Below are 19446 nucleotides of genomic sequence, written 5' to 3'. Positions count from 1 at the left end.
TTACTCCTTGCCGGTCAGCCAGGCGAGGATCATCTGCGGATAGCTGCGGCGATGGGATTCCTGCTTCTGCCGCGCCGCCTTTTCCGCCTCGCTGAGATGTACGATTTCATCGTGCGGCGCGTAATCCGCCGCCTTCAGCGGAGAGTGCTTTTCAATATACTGCTTCAGCACTTCCGCATCGACAAAGCCGGTATTCACAAAGCCCGGCAGCGTATTGATCACGGGATAGCCGTCGCCGCCGTTGGCATTGAAGCTTAGCGTCGCCATGCGGTAGGTTTTATCCGCCTGCAACGGCTCGCCGTTGATTTTTATCTCGCTGACGCCCTCGCCGTCCGCCACCAGGCTGACGTTGGCGAACTGCGCATAGGCGCCGGAGTCGACCTGCTTATTCGCCACCACGGCGAGATATTTCTCCACCTCGCGCCCGGTCATCTCTACCTGACACAGCGTGTTGCCGAACGGCTGCACTTTCAGCACGTCTTTATAGCTGATCGGCCCCGCCGCGATGGAGTCGCGCACGCCGCCGCCGCTCATCACAGCGAAGTCCGCTTTGGTGCGCTCTATCTGCGCCGCCAGAATCAGACGCGCCAGGTTGGTCTGCACAAAGCGCACCTTGCTGCGATCGCCTTCAAGACGGGCGTCGACGCTGCCGACCTGTACATTCAGCTGCGCCTCGCCCTTTTTCTGGAACGGCGTCAGCAGCTTCATCATCGCGCTGTTCGGCGCGATTTCAGCCTGATAGTTGATCCACTCCTCTTTGCCTTCGCTGTTTTTCACCTTGTGCTTCAGGTTAACCGGGATCAGCTGATAGTTATCCAGCGTCAGCACGCCGTCTTTAAAGGTGAAATCGGCGCGGCCCACATATTTGCCCCACTCATGCGCCTGCACAATCCAGGTGCCGTTCTGTCGATCGGGCACGCAGGGCGAGCCTGGCACGTAATCCACCTGCTTCACATTCTCTTTCGCCATGCAGACCGGGTCCTGCGAGTGGCCGCCAACGATCAAATCGACATAACCCGGCGGCAGCGCGCGCGCCATTTCTACATCACCCGGCGCATTGGAGCCGTGGTTGCCGTTATCGTAATGCCCCATATGGGTGGCGGCGATAATCACGTCCGGCTTCTCATCGGCGCGCAGCGCCTCCACCACTTTTTTCGCCTCGGCGGCAGGCGGACGGAACTCAATATCGGTCAGGTATTCAGGATTGCCGATTTTCGCCGTGTCGTCAGTGGTCAGGCCGATAACTGCGATTTTCAGTCCCATGCGATTAAACAGGGCATAAGGCTGGAAAAGACGCTTGCCGCTGCTTTTTTGATAAATATTGGCGGACAGCAGCGGGAATTTGGCCCACTTCTGCTGCTGACGCAGCACTGAAAGCGGATTGTCGAACTCATGGTTGCCGATGGCCATCGCATCGTAGCCCACCAGGTTCATGCCGCGAAAATCGGGCTCCGCATCCTGCAGATCGGATTCCGGGACGCCGGTATTGATATCGCCGCCGGAGAGGATCAGCACGCCGCCGCCGTGCGCCTGCACATCATAGCGAATGCTGTCCACCAGCGTTTTTTGCGCCGCCAGACCATACTCTCCCTGTTCGTTATGCCAGAAACGCCCATGATGGTCGTTGGTATGCAAAACGGTAAATTTGTAAACGCGCCCCTTTTCCCAGGCCAGCGCCTGGGAGGAGAGCATGCTGAGGGAGAGTATCCCGCCAATAATAAAGGTATTGATAAAGCGCAACGTCATTCTCCTTGTCGACAAGCCTTCAGGCCGCCCCGCCCGCTGAGCGGGCAGTCGCCGCCATAATAATCAGCGACGGCGAACCAGGCGCCGCCGTCAGAATAACGCTAGTTATGCCTGAAGCCTGGCGCTGTCGCAATCTTCCGCATGAAAAGCGGTTAAACTTTTTTAAGCCGATGAAATATTACGTGCAAAACAGCCGCTAATTTTGCTTTTCAACGCCTTGCATCGGTTTTATTAACCTTATGTGATAAAGAAGTGCTTTTTAGCATGCTGTTTTTGCAAAAAAATGACGGTCATCAACAGCATTCATCAAGGGTGTAGGGTCATAAGTAAAAAAAATGGCCCACACCGGCTGTTTTTTAGATTTCCCGCACTTTTTTCACTTTCTCTCCCTTTATTCTCACCTGTGCGTCTCCATTTTGTTTTACACTGGTTATAACCGGACACAGTTGCACACAGAAGGAGACAGCATGCACCACAGCACCCCGCTGATTACCACTATCGTCGGAGGCCTTGTCCTCGCTTTTCTCCTGGGAATGCTCGCCAGTCGTCTACGCATTTCCCCACTGGTGGGTTATTTAGTTGCGGGCGTTCTGGCGGGTCCCTTTACTCCGGGTTTCGTCGCCGATACCAAACTGGCGCCTGAGTTGGCGGAGCTGGGCGTCATTCTGCTGATGTTCGGCGTGGGCCTGCACTTTTCTCTGAAGGATCTGATGGCGGTAAAAACCATCGCCATTCCCGGTGCTGTCGCGCAAATTACCGTCGCCACGCTGTTGGGCATCGGGCTCAGCACGGCGCTTGGCTGGGACTGGATGACCGGGCTGGTGTTCGGGCTCTGTCTCTCCACGGCCAGTACCGTAGTGCTGCTGCGCGCGCTGGAAGAACGGCAGCTGATCGACAGCCAGCGCGGGCAGATCGCCATCGGCTGGCTGATCGTCGAGGATCTGGTGATGGTGCTGACGCTGGTGCTGCTGCCCGCCATCGCCGGCATGCTGGAAAAAGGCAACGCCAGCCTGTCGCTGCTGGCGTGGGATCTGCTGTGGACCATCGGCAAAGTCGCTGCCTTTATGGTGCTGATGATGGTGGTGGGCCGCCGCGTCGTGCCGTGGATTCTGGCGCGCAGCGCCGCCACCGGCTCGCGCGAGCTGTTTACCTTGTCGGTGTTGGCGCTGGCGCTGGGCATCGCCTTTGGCGCAGTGGAGTTCTTTGACGTCTCTTTTGCACTGGGCGCCTTCTTTGCTGGCATGGTGCTGAACGAATCTGAGCTGAGCCATCGCGCCGCGCACGATACGCTGCCGCTGCGCGATGCCTTCGCGGTACTGTTCTTCGTGTCGGTCGGCATGCTGTTCGATCCGATGATCATCATCCAGCAGCCGCTGGCGGTGCTGGGCACGCTGGCGATTATCGTGCTGGGCAAATCGCTGGCGGCCTGGCTGCTGGTAACGCTGCTTGGCCACTCGCGCCGCACCGCGCTGACTATCTCCGTCAGTCTGGCGCAAATCGGCGAGTTCGCCTTTATTCTGGCGGGCCTGGGTATTTCGCTGAACCTGCTCAGCGAAGAGGGTCGCAACCTGGTGCTGGCGGGCGCGATTCTGTCGATTATGCTCAACCCGATCCTCTTTACCCTGCTGGAGCGCTATCTCGATAAGCATGAAAACTTCGAGGAGCAGAGCATGGAAGAGGCGACGGAAGAAGAGAAACAGATCCCAGTTAATATCTGCAACCATGCGGTGATTGTCGGCTATGGCCGGGTCGGCAGCCTGGTAAGCGAGCTACTGATCGACGCGGAGATCCCGATTGTGGTGGTGGAGAACGCGCGCACGCGCGTCGAGGCGCTGCGCGAACAGGGCGTTCGGGCGGTATTAGGCAATGCGGCGCGCGTCGAAACCATGGAGCTGGCGCGTCTGGACTGCGCCCGCTGGCTGCTGATGAGCATTCCTAACGGCTATGAGGCGGGCGAGATTATCGCGGCGGCGCGCGAAAAACATCCGCACCTGGAAATTATCGCCCGCGCGCACTACGACGACGAGGTGCACTACATCCTCGAACGCGGCGCGGACAATGTGATTATGGGCGAGCGGGAAATTGCCAACAGCATGCTGGCGATGTTAAAAGCGGGGCTGGACGCGACGCCGACCCTGCTGACGCCGCAGCATCCGAACTGATCTTTCTGCGCGGCGCTCTGCGCCGCGCAATCTTCGGCTTAACGTTCCCAGTACGCCTCTTCCAGGCTATCTTCACGTTCCGGCAGCCCGCGCGTCAGACGCGGCGAATGCTGATTCAGCACCTGATAACTGACGCGGTTGGCATATTTGCAGACCTGCGCCAGTGACGAGTAGGTTAAATAGCTGCGCTGGTGTTTGCTGGAGTTCGGCACGTTGTTGCGATGGTAGCTGTTAGCGGTAATATCGTGCAGCAGCGCCGCCAGCGCGCCATCCCCCGCCCCGTTGGTGTTCATGATCTTCTCCGGCCCGCCCATATAAGGGGCGATATGCGAATAGATGCGCAGCGGCTGCTGACAATCCTGATAGCGCATGGCGCGGCTGAACTCATACTGGTTAAATTCCGGGATCGCGCCCGGCAACAGCGGGTGATTGGTCTGGCGCTTCGCGCTCTCTTCGGTGTAGCCCGCCATATAGAGACCGTTGGGCCCGGCGGTGCAAAGCACTAAATCGACCCACTCCAGCGCCTTGTCAGCCGCCTGCAATGGATCGGCGTAGCCGGTCAGCTCCAGCCCTTCCTCTTCGTTCATCGCCAGGATAGAGACGTTTTCACGCAGAAAGTCGCGCCAGAACTGCGGATTCTCGGCGATCACATGCCTGGTGCCCAGCGTCAGCACTACCGGCACGTTGTACTGCTTTGCCCAGGCGACCGCCTTCATGGTCGCCTCCGGCATCGGTTCGCCCGGCTTGCAGCGCACCAGATAGGAGGTCAGCACCAGCGCGGAGGCGCCGGCGATCACCGCTTCCGGAATGCTTTCCGGCCGCAGCTGGTTCATCATGCCGGGACTGATGGCGAAGGTACGCTCGCCGTTATCGCCGATCAGTGTAAAACAGCGGCCGATAGCGCCGTCGACGCCCTGCAGATAGTTAAGATCGGTGCGGCTGGAAGTGTTGCAGAGATAGCGATAGGCGTAGCCGCCGATCTGCACATTGTTGCACATCACGCCGAGCAGCACGGAGCGATCGTCCGCCAGCACCGAGTAGTTGTGCATGGTATTGCCGATAGTGCCGCCAGCGAACTGGTGCGTAATCAGATTGTCGCGCATCAGCTCCGCATAAAGCGCGTCCGCCACATCATCCTCAATCACCAGCGAGTGACCAACGCTAAGACCGTAGCGCGCTACAAAGGCGTTATCGACTTTCGCTTCGATATCCACCAGCGTCTGATCGATGCCGACGACCCAGCTGGTGCCGGTTTCGCTTTCGGGCTGAACGGGCTGGATTAGCGGGTCGCGGGCGCTGACGGGAAAATAGTGTTTGGATTTGCGTTGACCGGGAAATTTCATGGTTGTTGGCTTCAGAATAAAACAGGCGGAGAATGATATCACACTCCCCGCCGTTACTCAGCGATGCGCGTTTACCAGCGCCAGCATCATGGCGATATGCTCTTTATCGTCATTGAGCGCCGGAATATATTCAAACTTTTCGCCACCGGCGTGCAGGAAGAATTCTCGGTTTTGCTCGTTGATCTCCTCCAGCGTCTCCAGACAGTCGGCGGAAAAGCCCGGACTCATGATCTGAATATGACGCACGCCTTTCGCCGGCAGACCGCGCAGGGTTTCATCGGTATAAGGCGTCAGCCAGGGCTCGCGGCCAAAGCGCGACTGGAAGGTCATCATCACTTCGTTTTCGCTCAGTCCCAGCGCGCGCGTCAGCGCATCGGTGGTGTCGCGGCAGCGCTGCGGATAGTCGTCGCCCTCGTTGGCGAAGCGCTGTGGAATGCCATGGAACGACAACACCAGCAGATCCGGTTTGCCGTTTTTCGCAAACGAGCGCTCAACAGATGCCTTCAGCGCGGCGATATAGGCGGGATGTTCAGCATAGTCGCGAATAAAGTGCACGTCAGGCATCGAGCGGTAGCCAGCGAAGACGCTGCTCAGCCCATCCCAGACCGCCGCCACGGTGGAGCAGGAAAACTGTGGATAAAGCGGCAGCACGATCAGACGCGTCACGCCCTGCGCCATCAGGCTGTCCATCGCGCTTTTCAGGCTGGGATTGCCGTAGCTCATCCCTAACTCAACGGGGATATCGAGCTGCGCCGCCAGCGCGTCGCGCTGTCGTTTGCTGTAAACCAGCAGCGGCGATCCCTCCTCCATCCAGACGGAGGCATAGAGCTTCGAGACGCGCGGTGAGCGGATCGGCAGAATAATGCCGTTGAGGATCGGCCACCACAGCCAGCGCGGGGTATCGACGACGCGCTTATCGCTGAGAAACTGTTTCAGGTAGCGTTTTACCGCCGGCGTGGTTGGCGCATCTGGCGTCCCCAGGTTAACCAGCAAGACGCCGGGTTTATCTTGCCTCATCGTATATCCCTGTTATCTAAATGGTTTAAGAGCCTATCCCAGTAGGGCTATTTTGCTTGCCATTTTTAACCTGGGCAGTGCTCGAAATCCTCACGTACTGCGTGTACGCTCCGGTTTCTGTGCGCTGTCCGTGTTTAAACTGCCTGCGCCAATAACGCTTACTGGGATAGGCTCTAACTTATTTTTCGCCATGTATTTTACCTTGTCTGGCGCGGATTAGCTCGCCGGTAAAACCTTTCCCTGCGAGAGAAAAAAGCGCTAAGCGGCAAAGTATAGGGGAAAGTGAGGAAAGAAGCGCTGCGGGAGCGGCTTAGTCAGGATAAGCGTGAGGAAAAACGCGCCGGGCATACAGGGAGAACGCCCGGCGGCGGATTAACGGAGATTAGCCCAGAATCTTCGCCAGCTCAGCGCTGACTTCGGTCACTTTGCGCGTGCCGTCGATTTTATGATACTGGGTGTTGCCCGCCTGCGCTTCCTGCTGATAGTAAGCGACCAGCGGCTCGGTCATTTCATGGTATTCCACCAGACGCTTGCGCACGGTCTCTTCCTGGTCGTCTTTACGCGTGGTCAGCTCTTCGCCGGTCACGTCATCTTTACCTTCCACCTTCGGTGGATTGAAGGTCACGTGATAAACGCGGCCTGACGGCGCATGTACGCGACGGCCAACGATACGCTCGACGATCAGCTCGTCAGGCACGTCGAACTCCAGCACGCAGTCAATTTTGATGCCCGCTTCTTTCATCGCATCCGCTTGCGGAATGGTGCGCGGGAAGCCGTCCAGCAGGAAACCATTGCGGCAGTCTTCCTGCGCAATACGCTCTTTGACCAGCGCGATGACCAGCTCATCGGTCACCAGTTTGCCTTCATCCATGATGGCTTTCGCCTGTTTGCCCAGCTCCGTGCCGGCTTTTACCGCCGCACGCAGCATGTCGCCCGTAGAGATTTGCGGAATACCGTATTTCTCCATAATGAACTGAGCCTGAGTGCCCTTACCTGCGCCCGGAGCGCCGAGCAGAATAATACGCATTGCGTAAATCCCCTTGCGAATTGCTTTGATCTAACTGAGAAGGCCAAGAACATACCATTAAGCCCCGGCTACCACAAGGAAACGGGGCGGGAGGCGGCTCTGGCGAGTAACAATATATGTCTGGGATCATCATCAACCGGATCGTCCATAGAATCCAGTCCGGCATCGGATAATCGCCATTTTTCAGACAGAGCGCAGCCGTAAAAAAGCCGGCGCGAGGGCCGGCTTATGGGACGGATAACGATCAGGCCAGCAGCAGCTGGTTCATCCGGCGAATGAACTGATTCGGATCTTCCAGCGTGCCGCGTTCGGCGAACAGCGCCTGATCCAGCAGCAGCTCAACCCACTCGGCGAAGCGCGCTTCGTCCTGCGTATCGGCCGCGCGTTTCACCAGCGCGTGATCCGGGTTCAGCTCGAAGATGTACTTCACGTCCGGCACCGCCTGTCCGGCCGCGGCGAACAGCTTGGCCATCTGGGTACTCATTTCGTTAGCGTCGGTGGTGACGATAGCCGGCGTGTCGGTGAGACGATGCGTCAGGCGCACCTCTTTCACGCGCTCGCCCAACAGCGTCTTGACGCGATCGACAAACGGCTCCAGCGCTTTTTCCGCTTCTTTCTGCGCTTCGTTCTCTTCGTCAGCCAGCTTATCCAGCGTTTCATCCGCTTTGCTGACCGACTGAAACGCCTTGCCGTCGAACTCGGTGAGGTAGCTCATCATCCATTCGTCGATGCGGTCGGAGAGCAGCAGCACTTCGATGCCTTTCTTACGGAACAGCTCCAGGTGCGGGCTGCTTTTCGCGGCGGCGTAGCTGTCGGCGGTGATGTAGTAAATCTTCTCCTGCCCTTCCACCATGCGGCTGACATACTCTTCCAGCGAAACGGTCTGCGCTGAGCCTTCGCTGCTGGTGGTAGCGAAACGCAGCAGTTTGGCGATCGCCTGCTGGTTGGCGTGGTCTTCCGCCGGGCCCTCTTTCAGCACCAGGCCGAACTCGCGCCAGAACTGCTGATATTTCTCCGCATCATCTTTCGCCAGTTTATCCAGCATTTGCAGAACGCGTTTCGTCAGCGCGTTGCGCAGATTCTGCGTGATACGGTTGTCCTGCAGGATTTCACGCGACACGTTCAGCGGCAGATCGTTGGAGTCGATCAGGCCGCGCACGAAACGCAGGTAGTTCGGCATAAACTGCTCGGCGTCGTCCATAATAAAGACGCGCTGCACATAGAGCTTCAGGCCATGCTTATGATCGCGGTTCCACATATCCCAGGGCGCGCGCGCCGGAATGTAAAGCAGGCTGGTGTATTCCTGCTTGCCTTCCACGCGGTTGTGGCTCCAGGTCAGCGGATCGCTGAAGTCGTGCGCGATGTGCTTATAGAATTCGTTGTACTCTTCGTCCGTGACTTCCGCTTTATTGCGGGTCCACAGCGCCTGAGCCTTGTTGATTTTTTCCCAGCTGGTGGTGTCGCTCTCTTCATCTTTGGTTTCGATCTCAACCGGCAGCGCGATATGATCGGAATATTTGCTGATGATGCTGCGCACGCGCCAGCTGTCGAGGAACTCATCCTCGCCTTCGCGCAGATGCAGAGTGATCTCTGTGCCGCGATCCGCTTTCGTCAGATCGTCGATGGTGTATTCGCCTTCGCCGGCGGATTCCCAGAATACGCCCTCTTCCGGCGCCGCGCCGGCGGCGCGGGTGCGTACGGTCACCTTATCGGCGACGATAAACGCGGAGTAGAATCCGACGCCGAACTGGCCAATCAGCTGGCTGTCTTTCGCCTGGTCGGAGCCCAGCGATTCAAGAAACGCCTTGGTGCCTGATTTGGCGATGGTGCCGAGGTTCTCAATCACCTCATCGCGACGCATGCCGATACCGTTGTCGCTCAGGGTCAGCGTGCGGTTTTCCTTATCGACAGAGACCCTTACGCGCAGTTCACCGTCGCCTTCATACAGTTCAGGCGTGGAGAGCGCGCGAAAACGTAACTTATCCGCCGCATCGGAGGCGTTGGAAATCAGTTCGCGCAGGAAGATCTCTTTATTCGAATAGAGGGAATGGATCATCAGATGCAGAAGCTGTTTAACCTCTGACTGGAAACCACGCGTCTCTTGTCCTTTCATGGTTTGGCTACCTCAACTGAAACAGGTTTATCGAACGTTGAGGGAGATGTGGGGATGGGAAAAATATTTTCAAGCTGGCACAACGGAATGTGCCAGCAAGTGGTCAGTATTTAATCTTGTGCCGTCCGGCCAGCGAGTGCGACAGCGTGGTGCCGTCCACCATTTCCAGCTCGCCGCCGACCGGCACGCCGTGTGCGATGCGGCTGGCCTCGACGCCATACTGCGCGCAGAGCCCGGCGATATAGTTGGCGGTCGCTTCGCCTTCCACCGTGGGGTTGGTGGCGAGGATCAGCTCCTGAATGGTCTCTTTCTCCAGACGCTGCTCAAGACGATCGAGCCCGATGTCCTGCGGGCCGATGCCGTCCAGCGGAGAAAGATGCCCCATCAGCACAAAATAACGCCCGGCGAACTGCCCGGTTTGCTCAATGGCGTGAATATCCGCCGGACTCTCCACCACGCAAATCTGCCCGTTCTGCTGGCGACGCGGGTTCGCGCAGATGGTGCAGATCTCCTGCTCGGTAAAGGTGCGGCAATCCGCGCAGTGACCAATTTCCGACATAGCGCGCGTAAGCGCCTGAGCCAGGCGCATGCCTCCGCTGCGATCGCGCTGCAATAGCTGAAACGCCATACGCTGCGCTGATTTCGGGCCGACGCCCGGTAAGCAGCGCAGCGCTTCCATTAGCGACTCCAGCAAAGGGCTGGTTTGCATCAGAACGGCATCTTAAAGCCCGGCGGCAGCTGCATGCCGGAGGAGACGGAGGCCATTTTCTCCTGCTGCGCTTCGGCAATGCGGCGCGCCGCATCGTTGAACGCCGCTGCAACCAGATCTTCCAGCATATCTTTGTCGTCTTCCAGCAGGCTTGGGTCCACCTCGACGCGACGGCAGTTATGCGCGCCGTTGATGGTCACTTTTACCAGGCCCGCGCCAGATTCGCCGGTCACTTCCATTTCAGCGATCTCTTGTTGCACCTGCTGCATTTTGTCCTGCATCTGCTGGGCCTGTTTCATCAGGTTACCCAAACCGCCTTTACCAAACATACTCTTCTCTCTTTGCTCGGGCCGCATAAGCCATCAGGTTTATGCGGCGATTCAAACGGGACGAATACTCTCCTCATCCAGATCGGCGTCGAAAAAGCGACGAAGAGTCTGAATGTGGCTATCCGCGATAATGGACTGACGCGCCTGCGCCAGCTTTTCTTCATAGATCTTCTGTCGCCATTCCAGCGGCGTCAACACCGCTGGATTATCATCTTCAATAATAGTCAGTTCAACCGGCTTGCCGCTGGACTGGCTTAACGCATCGGTCAGCACCTGCTGCGCCGAAGCGGAGTTAAGGTGACGCTGGCTGCTGCGCAGATGGAGACAGACGCCCTGCGCCGTTTCTTCTTTCCAGGCGTTGAGCGCCAGCTGCTGCACCAGTTTGGGCAGCGTCAGCGTAGCGATCTCCGCCGCCCACGCGTCGCGCTGCAACGACTCTTCCGCCAGCCGCGCCGCCAGTTCAGGCGTTTTTTCATGCTCCAGCGCCGAGCGCAGCGCTTTCGGCGTGGCGACCTGCGGCGCCTCCGCCTCGACGACGGTGTTCTGCGCCTTCCAGCGGTAGGCCTCTTTCTTGACCGGCGCCGTGTTTTCCGCCGCAGGTCGTTTGCTGGCCCGCTCGGTTACCTGAGCGAGACGTTCCAGCGCCGAGCCTGCCGGCCGCGCACTGTGCGCTGCCGGCTCACTCTTTTTTGGTTTGTTCGCTCCCTGCTGACGCAACAGCTGTGTACGCGCCTGCAGTAGCTGGCTGGTGGCGTCAGGCAGAGGAATATCCGGGACAGAAGTGGCCGCTGCGGGTGACGGTGCCGGTTTCGGCGCTTCCGGCGCGGCAAACGCGGCGGCGGACGCGGAAGGCGGCACCTGTACATTAGTCTGCGGCGTCATCACCGGGCGCGTAACCGGCTCGGCGATCTCGACCTGCGGATGAAACGCCAGCGCGCGCAGCAGAGTCATCTCCACGCCCATGCGGCGATCCGGCGCCAGCGGCAGCTCTTTACGGCCCATCAAAATGGTCTGGTAATAGAGCTGCACGTCGGCCGGCGGCACGATGCGCGCCAGCTCGCGCAGACGCTGTTCAACCGCGGCGTATTCGTCGCTCAGCGCAGAAGGCAGCAGCTGAATCATGGCGATGCGATGCAGCAAACGCAGCATCTCCACCAGCAGCGCTTCCCACTCTACGCCGCGGCTCGCCGCCTGTTGCAGCAAAGACATGGTCTGCTGGCCGTCGGCGGCGGCCAGCGCTTCGATCAACGCCAGCGGCTGATCGTCGTCCAGCGTGCCGAGCATCGCGGCGACGCTTTCCGTCGTTACCTGCCCCTGGCCGGTGGCGATGGCCTGATCGGTCAGGCTGAGCGCGTCGCGCATGCTGCCGTCGGCCGCGCGCGCCAGTAGTTGCAGCGCCCGCAGCTCGGCGTTGATGTTCTCCTGCTGCAATACATATTCCAGCTGCTGACGGATCTGATCGACGTCCAGCGCTTTAAGATGGAACTGCAGGCAGCGGGAAAGAATGGTGACCGGCAATTTTTGCGGATCGGTGGTCGCCAGCAAAAATTTAACGTGCGCGGGCGGCTCTTCGAGGGTTTTTAACAGCGCGTTGAAGCTGTGGCGCGACAGCATATGCACTTCATCGATCAGGTAGACCTTAAAGCGACCGCGCGCCGGGGCGTACTGCACGTTGTCCAGCAGATCGCGCGTGTCTTCGACTTTAGTGCGCGACGCGGCGTCGATTTCAATCAGATCGACAAAGCGGCCCTGTTCGATTTCACGGCAGTTGTCGCATACGCCACATGGCGTGGCGGTAATGCCGGTTTCGCAATTGAGCCCTTTGGCCAACAAACGCGCAATAGTGGTCTTTCCGACGCCGCGGGTGCCGGAAAAAAGATAAGCGTGGTGGATTCGTCCCAGCGACAGGCCGTTCGCCAGCGCAGTTAAAACATGCTCTTGACCAACGACATCGGAAAACGCTTGTGGACGCCACTTTCGGGCCAGAACCTGATAACTCATTCGTTCACGAGATGTCTTGAAAACCAGTAGGACATGCTAACACAGCCCCGCCGCGACGGCGAGGCTGAAGGCGGGAAACTCAGTGGCCGGGGAAAGAGACCAGGCTGTAGCATTCGATGCCCAGCGCATTGAGACGGGCTTCGCCGTTGAGGTCGTAAAGATTGATAACGAACGCCGCATCTTTCACTTCGCCGCCGGCGCGGCGGATCAGTTTTACCGTCGCTTCGATAGTGCCGCCGGTCGCCAGCAGATCGTCCACCACCAGCACCACGTCGCCCGGTTTGATGGCGTCGCGATGCAGCTCAAGCTGGTCGCTGCCATATTCGAGATCGTAGGTTTCGCTCCAGGTTTCGCGCGGCAGTTTGCCCGGCTTGCGCACCGGCACGAAGCCGACGCCCAAACCCAGCGCTACCGGCGCCCCGAACAGGAATCCGCGCGCTTCGGTGCCCACCACTTTGGTGATGCCACGATCGCGGAAACGCGCAATAAACAGATCGATAGTTGTTGCGAAAGCTTGCGGATCTTCCAGCAGACTGGTGACATCACGAAACAGGATACCCGGCTTCGGATAGTCCGGTACGCTTTTAATACTGTCTTTAAGATACTCAAGCTGCTGCGCAGTCGCGGTCATAATGTTATGCCTGGTGAATACTAAACTGACTCGCGCAGCTTCGCCTTACGCTGACGGGCAGCGCCGCAGGCGGAAAAGAGTGAAACAAGGGAAGCCGCGCACGAAAACGAACAAATCTAAGCAAACTGCAGGATAAATGCAATACCGATCGCCATCCTGATAGCGTAAGTGTTTGAAAAACGCTAAGGTAAATCTGAAAACGCCGGTCAGCGCTCGCCTTTTTCTTTTTCCGTCACTACCGGCATCCGCCACATAAACAGCAGCAGCGCGGCCAACATACAAAGCAGCATGACCCTTAGCCAGAACAGCTTCACCAGCCAGAGAGAAAGGGCGAAAGTCGCGACGGTCAGCAGCATGGCGCGTCCCTTTATGCCCGGCGGCAGCGCGCGATGCTGCTGCCAGTGGCGCAGATATTTGCCGAACCAGGAGCGGTAAAGCAGCCAGTGATGAAAGCGCGGCGACGAACGGGCGAAGCACCAGGCGGCGAGCAGTATAAACGGGGTCGTCGGCAACAGCGGCAGCACGACGCCCAGCGCCCCCAGTACAATAGCCAACCAGCCAATAATCAGTAATATAATGCGCTGCATGAAATATCCTGCTAAAGAGCCAACCGGATCACTTTATCACAGGCGGTAAGCTGTTCCTCAGCCGTTAAGCGGCTATTTTATCAATAGCAACATTACCGATTCGCAATCGCTTTTTAAGGACATAGATATGGGACTGTTATCCTGGCTGGTTATCGGCGTGCTGGTGGGCTTGATCGCGGGCAAATTTTTCGCCGTACGCGGCGGCTGGCTGCCGACGCTGATTCTGGCGACGATCGGCGCTCTGGTGGGCGGCTATATTAGCGTCTATTTTAACTGGGGAACGCTGGCCAGCCTGCACCCACGCGCGCTGCTGCTGGCGCTGGCCGGCGCGTTGGTGCTGCCAGGCGTGGCGCGCATTATTCGTCATTAAGGAGCACATCATGTCACTGGAAAGCGCACCGGATGAGATCAAGCTGGCGGTCGATCTGATTATGCTGCTGGAACAGAGCGACGTCGCGCCCGAAACCGTGCTGGCGGCGCTGGAGATCGTGCGCCGCGATTATGAAAATAAGCAACAGTCGCCCGTCGCGTCCTGAGCGTTCAGCCTGGGCTGACCGCCGGCTGGCTCAGGCTGGGGCTGTGCTTAAGCATATCAATCAGGGTTTCCACCAGCATCGGCGCATCCTGTTCAATATCGAAGCTGTCGGGCATAAACAGCCAGTTTTCCATAATGCCGGTAATGTAGCCGCGTATGATGATCGCCGCGCGGCGCAAGTTCAGCCCCGCCGGCAGCTGCCCCGCGCTAATGCAGTTGCCGAGCACCTCTTCAATCTTCTCATAGCATTCAAGATAGAGGTTCTGCTGCATGATTTGCAGCGGCAGCATCTCGCCCACAAATTCGCACTTATGGAAGATAATTTCCAGCAAAGAGCGCCGCCGCTGGTCGCGCGCGGTCGCTTCAAAGACGTAGCGCAGCATGGCGCGCATCAGGGAAAGTGGATCGTCAGGGTATTTTGACTGATACTCTTGCTCAACATCTTCCAGGCCAGACTCAGACTGCGCCCAGATCTCATTCAGCAGATCGGTCTTGTTTTTAAAATGCCAGTAGATAGCGCCCCGCGTTACGCCAGCCGCCGTAGCGATATCGGCCAGGGAGGTTGCTGAAACGCCGAACTCAGAGAAACGCGCAATCGCGGCATCAAGAATTTGATTCCGTGTTTCAAGGGCTTGCTGTTTGGTTTTTCGTGCCATAGTGAGTGCTTTTACCAGGCGGCGGATTTACATACATTTGCGAATGTATGTACCATAGCATGACCATAATTTAAACGCAGCAATGGCTCAACGGTTTGTGATCCATTGACCAATCGATATCGAACAATCGAGGTTGATTTATGAAAAATAACAGAGGGTTAACGCCTCTGGCGGCCGTCCTGATGCTTTCAGGCAGCTTTGCGCTAACAGGATGTGACAATAAGTCTGAGCAGGCTGGTCAACAGCAACAGGCGCCTGAAGTCGGCGTAGTAACATTAAAAAGCGAACCGTTGAAAATTACGACCGAGCTACCGGGCAGAACGTCAGCCTATCGCGTAGCGGAAGTGCGGCCGCAGGTTTCCGGCATTATTTTGAAACGCAACTTCGTTGAAGGCAGCGATATTAAAGCGGGCGAATCGCTTTATCAGATCGATCCGGCGCCTTATCAGGCCGCTTATAACAGCGCCAAAGGCGATTTAGCACAGGCGCAGGCTAATGCGCAAATCGCCGCCGTAACGGTAAAACGCTATCAGCCGCTGCTGGGCACCAAATATATCAGCCAGCAGGATTACGATCAGGCGGTCGCCACGCAGAGCCAGACGGCTGCGGCCGTGGCGGTCGCGAAGGCGAGCCTGGAAACGGCGCGCATTAATCTTGCCTATACCAAAGTGACCTCCCCTATCAGCGGCCGCATCGGTAAATCCGCCGTGACCGAGGGCGCGCTGGTGCAAACCGGCCAGACCACGGCGCTGGCCACCGTGCAGCAGCTCGATCCGATGTATGTCGATGTCACCCAGTCCAGCGATGAATATATGCGCCTGCGCAAGGAGCTGGAGTCTGGTCAGCTGAAACAGACCGACGGTAAAGCGAATGTCACGCTGATGATGCCTGATGGTAGCGAATATAAGCAGCCGGGCACACTGGAATTTTCTGATGTGACCGTCGATGAAACCACCGGCTCCATTACGCTGCGCGCCGTGTTCCCGAATCCTGACCATACTCTGTTGCCGGGCATGTTCGTGCGCGCGCGTCTGGAAGAAGGCACCAACCCGAACGCGATACTGGTGCCGCAGCAGGCGGTGACCCGTACGCCGACCGGTCAGGCGACGGTCATGGTGGTCGATCAGAACAACAAGGTGGCGGTTCGCAACGTGACGGCGCAGCAGGCAATTGGCGACAAATGGCTGGTCACGCAGGGCGTGCAGGCTGGCGATCGCGTGATTTCTGTTGGACTGCAGCGTGCGAAGCCTGGCGTTCAGGTTACGCCGCAGGAAGTGACAGAGGATGCGAAAGCTAATCAACCCTCGCAGCCGCAGTCGCAGTCTGAACAATCTCAGTCTTAAACAGGAGCCACTGATTCATGGCTAAGTTCTTTATCGATCGCCCCATTTTCGCGTGGGTCATCGCCATCATTATTATGCTGGCGGGTGCGCTATCGATTCTTAAGCTGCCGATTGAGCAATATCCCAATGTTGCTCCTGTAGCGATACAGATTAGTGCAAACTACCCCGGCGCCGATGCGAAAACGCTGCAGGATTCGGTCACGCAGGTTATCGAGCAGAATATGAACGGTATCGACGGACTGATGTATATGTCCTCGAACAGTGATTCTTCCGGCTCGCTGCAGTTGACGCTCTCTTTCCAGTCCGGCACTGACGCCGATATCGCCCAGGTGCAGGTGCAGAATAAACTGCAGCTGGCGATGCCGCTGCTGCCGCAGGAAGTGCAGCAGCAGGGTATCCAGGTAGAGAAATCGTCCAGCAGCTTCTTGATGGTCGCCGGCTTCGTGAGTGAGGACGGCAGCATGTCGCAGAACGATATCGCCGACTTCGTCTCTTCTAACATCAAGGATCCCATCAGCCGCACCACCGGCGTTGGCGATACCCAGCTGTTTGGCGCGCAGTATGCGATGCGTATCTGGATGGACCCGCATAAGCTGAATAACTATCAGCTGACGCCGGTCGACGTCGTAAACGCTATCTCCACCCAGAACGCCCAGGTCGCCGCAGGTCAGCTTGGCGGTACGCCGCCGGTGAAAGGCCAGCAGCTTAACGCCTCGATCATTGCGCAAACGCGTCTGACTTCAACGGAAGAGTTCGGTAAAATTTTGCTGAAAGTTAACCCGGATGGCTCGCAGGTACGTCTGCGCGATGTCGCCACTATTGAGCTGGGCGGGGAAAACTACGAGATCATTGCGCGCTTTAACGGACAACCAGCTTCCGGTCTGGGGATCAAACTGGCGACCGGCGCTAACGCGCTGGATACTGCGGATGCGGTAAAAGCAGAGCTGGCACGCCTTTCGCCTACCTTCCCGGCAGGCCTGAAGGTGGTTTACCCTTATGACACCACGCCGTTTGTTAAAATCTCCATTTTCGAGGTGGTGAAAACGCTTTTTGAAGCGATCGTGCTGGTGTTCCTGGTAATGTATCTGTTCCTGCAGAACTTCCGCGCCACGCTGATCCCAACCATTGCAGTGCCGGTGGTGCTGCTGGGTACGTTCGCTATCATTAACGCGTTCGGCTATTCGATAAACACGCTGACGATGTTCGGGATGGTGCTGGCCATCGGCCTGTTGGTGGATGACGCCATCGTCGTGGTGGAAAACGTCGAGCGTGTCATGGCGGAAGAAGGTTTGCCGCCGAAAGAAGCGACGCGCAAATCGATGGACCAGATCCAGGGCGCCCTGGTGGGTATCGCGCTGGTGCTCTCTGCGGTCTTTATCCCGATGGCCTTCTTCGGCGGGTCGACCGGGGTTATCTACCGTCAGTTCTCCATCACCATCGTTTCCGCCATGGTGCTGTCGGTCATCGTCGCGCTGATCCTGACGCCCGCGCTCTGCGCCACCCTGCTTAAGCCGATTAAGCGAGGCGATCACGGCAAGACGACCGGCTTCTTCGGCTGGTTTAACCGCCTGTTCGACAAGAGCACCAACCACTACGTAGACAGCGTGGGGCATATCGTCCGCAGCACTGGTCGTTATCTGCTGATCTACCTGTTTATCGTGGTCGGCATGGCAGTGCTGTTTATGCGTCTCCCTACCTCCTTCCTGCCGGAAGAGGACCAGGGTCTGCTGTTGGCCCAGGCGCAGCTGCCCGCTGGCGCCACGCAGGAGCGTACGCAGAAAGTTCTCGACCAGGTCAGTAATTATTTTCTGACCAAAGAGAAAGCCAGCGTGCAGTCGGTGTTTACGGTTAACGGCTTCGGCTTTGCCGGTCGCGGTCAGAATACCGGTATCGCCTTCGTCAGTCTGAAGCCGTGGGACGAGCGTGGCGGCTCAGAAAACAAGGTGCCCGCAATCGCAGGCCGCGCCATGCAGGCGCTGAGCACCATCAAAGACGCCATGGTTATTCCATTTAACCTGCCGGCAATTATCGAACTGGGTAACGCCACCGGCTTCGACTTTGAACTGATCGACCAGGCGAACCTGGGTCACGATAAGCTGACGCAGGCCCGTAACCAGCTGTTAGGCATGGTGGCGCAGCATCCGGATACCGTTGTCGGCGTACGCCCTAACGGTCTGGAAGATACGCCGCAGTATAAGCTGACGGTGGATCAAGAGAAGGCGCAGGCGCTGGGCGTCTCCATCTCTGATATCAACACGACGCTGGGCGCCGCCTGGGGTGGCTCCTATGTGAACGACTTTATCGATCGCGGTCGTGTGAAGAAAGTGTATGTGATGGGTAAGGCTGATTCTCGTATGCTGCCGGACGATATCAATAAATGGTACGTACGCGCTTCTAACGGGGATATGGTGCCCTTCTCCGCCTTCTCAACGGCGCGCTGGCAATATGGTTCGCCGCGTCTGGAGCGCTATAACGGCTTGCCGTCCATGGAAATTCTGGGTCAGGCCGCGCCGGGACGCAGCTCCGGCGACGCGATGGCGCTGATGGAACAGCTGGCTTCTCAGCTGCCGCAGGGCATCGGCTATGACTGGACGGGCATGTCCTATCAGGAACGCCTTTCCGGCAACCAGGCGCCTGCGTTGTACGCTATCTCTCTCATCGTGGTGTTCCTGTGTCTGGCCGCGCTCTATGAGAGCTGGTCGATTCCGTTCGCCGTAATGTTGGTGGTGCCGCTGGGCGTTATCGGCGCGCTGATCTTCACTACCTTGCGCGGTCTGAGCAACGATGTTTACTTCGTGGTAGGCCTGCTGACAACCATTGGCCTGTCGGCGAAGAACGCCATCCTGATTGTGGAATTCGCCAAGGATCTGATGGAGAAGGAGGGCAAAGGCCTGGTGGAAGCGACGCTGGAAGCGACACGCATGCGTCTGCGTCCCATCCTGATGACCTCACTGGCCTTTATTCTGGGCGTACTGCCGCTGGCTATCAGTACTGGCGCAGGCTCCGGCGCGCAGAATGCGGTAGGTACCGGTGTAATGGGCGGTATGGTTACTGCGACCGTGTTGGCTATCTTCTTTGTGCCGGTCTTCTTCGTGGTGGTTCGCCGCCGCTTCAGCAAGCATAAAGAAGAGCTGGAACAGGGCCATCCTGTTGAACACCAGCACTAAGTAAAACGCATTGATTCAGAGGCCACCATCAGGTGGCCTCTTTTTTTGCAGGCCGTTTGCGGCGTGGCACCTCGTCTGTT

16 protein-coding genes and 1 other annotated feature are annotated in these 19446 nt (G+C 57.9%); of the genes, 5 read left to right on the top strand and 11 right to left on the bottom strand.

The features are described from left to right. The gene (gene ushA / locus C2E16_RS05925) at positions 1-1692 is read right to left on the bottom strand and encodes a bifunctional UDP-sugar hydrolase/5'-nucleotidase UshA (RefSeq protein WP_244555256.1); all 1692 of its coding nucleotides are present in this window, start codon (positions 1690-1692) and stop codon (positions 1-3) included. A gap of 521 nt (positions 1693-2213) precedes the next feature. Between ushA and ybaL the strand changes: the two genes are divergently transcribed. Further along, on the top strand, positions 2214-3908 hold the full coding sequence (ybaL, locus tag C2E16_RS05920) for a YbaL family putative K(+) efflux transporter (RefSeq protein ID WP_084970006.1): 1695 nt from the start codon (positions 2214-2216) through the stop codon (positions 3906-3908). 38 nt (positions 3909-3946) lie between these two features. Here ybaL and C2E16_RS05915 read toward each other — a convergent pair whose 3' ends face one another. The 9 genes from C2E16_RS05915 to C2E16_RS05875 form a co-directional block, all read right to left on the bottom strand. After that, positions 3947-5251, bottom strand: a complete 1305-nt coding sequence (locus tag C2E16_RS05915) for an inosine/guanosine kinase (protein ID WP_084970007.1) — start codon at positions 5249-5251, stop codon at positions 3947-3949. A gap of 57 nt (positions 5252-5308) precedes the next feature. Next, on the bottom strand, positions 5309-6268 hold the full coding sequence (hemH, locus tag C2E16_RS05910) for a ferrochelatase (RefSeq protein ID WP_084970008.1): 960 nt from the start codon (positions 6266-6268) through the stop codon (positions 5309-5311). A gap of 382 nt (positions 6269-6650) precedes the next feature. Beyond that, positions 6651-7295 carry an adenylate kinase gene (adk, locus tag C2E16_RS05905; protein WP_038627538.1) on the bottom strand — a complete coding sequence of 215 codons (645 nt, stop codon included), beginning with the start codon at positions 7293-7295 and terminating at the stop codon, positions 6651-6653. A 244-nt stretch (positions 7296-7539) separates the two neighbouring features. After that, the gene (gene htpG / locus C2E16_RS05900; RefSeq protein ID WP_038627540.1) at positions 7540-9408 is read right to left on the bottom strand and encodes a molecular chaperone HtpG; all 1869 of its coding nucleotides are present in this window, start codon (positions 9406-9408) and stop codon (positions 7540-7542) included. Between the two features lie 103 nt (positions 9409-9511). Next, positions 9512-10117, bottom strand: a complete 606-nt coding sequence (recR, locus tag C2E16_RS05895; RefSeq protein ID WP_038627541.1) for a recombination mediator RecR — start codon at positions 10115-10117, stop codon at positions 9512-9514. Continuing rightward, the gene (locus tag C2E16_RS05890) at positions 10117-10446 is read right to left on the bottom strand and encodes a YbaB/EbfC family nucleoid-associated protein (RefSeq protein ID WP_038627543.1); all 330 of its coding nucleotides are present in this window, start codon (positions 10444-10446) and stop codon (positions 10117-10119) included. The genes recR and C2E16_RS05890 overlap by 1 nt, the downstream gene beginning before the upstream one ends. Positions 10447-10497: 51 nt before the next feature. Next, entirely contained in the window at positions 10498-12447 is a 1950-nt protein-coding gene (gene dnaX, locus C2E16_RS05885) for a DNA polymerase III subunit gamma/tau (RefSeq protein ID WP_038627545.1), read from the bottom strand. After that, positions 11095-11156: a sequence feature (DnaX frameshifting element), on the bottom strand. Its footprint overlaps the gene before it by 62 nt. Positions 12448-12526: 79 nt before the next feature. After that, on the bottom strand, positions 12527-13078 hold the full coding sequence (gene apt, locus C2E16_RS05880) for an adenine phosphoribosyltransferase (RefSeq protein ID WP_084970009.1): 552 nt from the start codon (positions 13076-13078) through the stop codon (positions 12527-12529). A 206-nt stretch (positions 13079-13284) separates the two neighbouring features. Further along, entirely contained in the window at positions 13285-13665 is a 381-nt protein-coding gene (locus tag C2E16_RS05875; RefSeq protein ID WP_038627550.1) for a DUF454 family protein, read from the bottom strand. A 127-nt stretch (positions 13666-13792) separates the two neighbouring features. On the opposite strand from C2E16_RS05875, the gene C2E16_RS05870 reads away from it, so the two are divergent. Together C2E16_RS05870 and rsmS are read left to right on the top strand one after the other, a co-directional pair. Further along, on the top strand, positions 13793-14035 hold the full coding sequence (locus C2E16_RS05870) for a GlsB/YeaQ/YmgE family stress response membrane protein (RefSeq protein ID WP_038627552.1): 243 nt from the start codon (positions 13793-13795) through the stop codon (positions 14033-14035). 10 nt (positions 14036-14045) lie between these two features. Then, positions 14046-14201, top strand: coding sequence for a pleiotropic regulatory protein RsmS (rsmS, locus tag C2E16_RS05865; RefSeq protein WP_071883697.1), 156 nt, complete (start codon positions 14046-14048; stop codon positions 14199-14201). Between the two features lie 4 nt (positions 14202-14205). On the opposite strand, the gene acrR is transcribed toward rsmS, so the two are convergent. Then, positions 14206-14856 (bottom strand): multidrug efflux transporter transcriptional repressor AcrR, encoded by a 651-nt coding sequence (gene acrR / locus C2E16_RS05860; protein WP_038627554.1) that lies wholly within the window; start codon positions 14854-14856, stop codon positions 14206-14208. A 140-nt stretch (positions 14857-14996) separates the two neighbouring features. On the opposite strand from acrR, the gene C2E16_RS05855 reads away from it, so the two are divergent. After that, on the top strand, positions 14997-16199 hold the full coding sequence (locus C2E16_RS05855) for an efflux RND transporter periplasmic adaptor subunit (protein ID WP_084970010.1): 1203 nt from the start codon (positions 14997-14999) through the stop codon (positions 16197-16199). A 17-nt stretch (positions 16200-16216) separates the two neighbouring features. Next, positions 16217-19366, top strand: coding sequence for a multidrug efflux RND transporter permease subunit AcrB (locus tag C2E16_RS05850; protein ID WP_084970011.1), 3150 nt, complete (start codon positions 16217-16219; stop codon positions 19364-19366). Positions 19367-19446 lie beyond the last annotated feature (80 nt).

Source organism: Mixta calida (genome assembly GCF_002953215.1).
Lineage (GTDB): Bacteria > Pseudomonadota > Gammaproteobacteria > Enterobacterales > Enterobacteriaceae > Mixta > Mixta calida.
Note: the sequence above shows the minus strand (reverse complement) of the source record. Positions and strands in the feature narration are given on the sequence as shown.